The organism is Shimia sediminis (genome assembly GCF_003990645.1).
GTDB classification, from domain to species: domain Bacteria; phylum Pseudomonadota; class Alphaproteobacteria; order Rhodobacterales; family Rhodobacteraceae; genus Shimia; species Shimia sediminis.
Genome location: NZ_RYZK01000068.1, coordinates 1 through 763, shown reverse-complemented (window position 1 = coordinate 763; position 763 = coordinate 1). Strand labels below are relative to the sequence as shown.

General features: G+C 41.3%; 1 protein-coding gene. It reads left to right on the top strand.

Annotation, left to right across the window (positions count from 1 at the left end; translation table 11 throughout):
* Window positions 1-125: 125 nt before the first annotated feature.
* Window positions 126-763, top strand: a 638-nt coding sequence (gene rpsG, locus EK369_RS22885; protein ID WP_127116297.1) for a 30S ribosomal protein S7, incomplete at its 3' end; no start/stop codon positions are given.

The following is a 763-nucleotide window of genomic DNA, read 5'->3' as shown; positions in this document are numbered from 1 at the left end:
CCCGTATGGGGGTCATCAAAATTTTCGTAATCATCAGCCATGTTCCCCACAAGACTTCTTTTCCGCCTGGTGTTAGTTTTACGAAGGAATTAGGTTAATTTAGAAAAAGAAGTCTTGTGGGGAACATGGCTGATGATTACGAAAATTTTGATGACCCCCATACGGGTGTGATAGCCCCAGCAGTAGCAGAATTGCCAGAAATAAAATTGTTTGGAAGATGGAGTTGTGACGATGTACAAGTGTCTGATATGTCTTTGCAAGATTATATTGCAGTCAAAGAGAAATATGCCAAGTATTTACCACATTCAGCAGGTAGATATGCTGCAAAACGTTTTAGAAAAGCACAGTGTCCCATTGTAGAACGTTTAACAAACTCTTTGATGATGCATGGGAGAAATAATGGTAAAAAATTGATGGCTGTTCGTATAGTCAGGCATGCATTTGAGATTATACATTTACTAACTGGTGAAAACCCTCTTCAGATCCTTGTAACAGCCATCATTAACTCTGGGCCCAGGGAAGATTCCACTCGTATTGGACGTGCAGGTACGGTCAGACGACAGGCAGTTGATGTGTCCCCATTGAGACGTGTTAACCAGGCAATATGGTTATTGTGTACAGGAGCTAGGGAAGCTGCATTCCGTAACATAAAAACAATTGCTGAATGCTTGGCTGATGAACTAATCAATGCAGCTAAGGGCTCATCAAATTCTTACGCTATCAAGAAGAAAGACGAATTGGAGCGTGTTGCTAAGTCTAATCG